The sequence below is a fragment of the Cellulomonas sp. GbtcB1 genome (genome assembly GCF_019091725.1).
Lineage (GTDB): Bacteria > Actinomycetota > Actinomycetes > Actinomycetales > Cellulomonadaceae > Cellulomonas.
Window position 1 is genome coordinate 1 of sequence record NZ_JAGXJG010000179.1, and the last position, 312, is coordinate 312.

1 pseudogene is annotated in these 312 nt (G+C 74.4%); it reads left to right on the forward strand.

The window, feature by feature from the left end:
• A pseudogene (locus tag KVT14_RS20205) lies at positions 1–312 on the forward strand (glycosyl hydrolase); the annotation flags it as partial.

The window sequence follows — 312 nt, forward strand, 5'->3', positions numbered from 1 at the left end:
TGGCGCGCCGTCGACGCGGACGTGGTGCGGCACGTCCTCGAGGCGATCTCCGGCCTCGGCGACGACCACGTCCGCGTGTCCCCGCTCTGGCCCGTGCTGCAGCCCAAGCGCACGCTCATCCGGCAGCGCGCGCTGGACGACGTCGCGCTGGTCGCCGACCTGGCCGCCGAGGCCGGGCTCGACATCGCCGTGGACGTGATCCAGGTGCACATGTCGGGCTTCGACTTCGTCCCGGCGTGGCTGGCCAACTGGCCCACCGGCAACATGTCCACCGACCCGGGCGCGGTCGAGGCGCAGGCCGCCCTGGTCGCC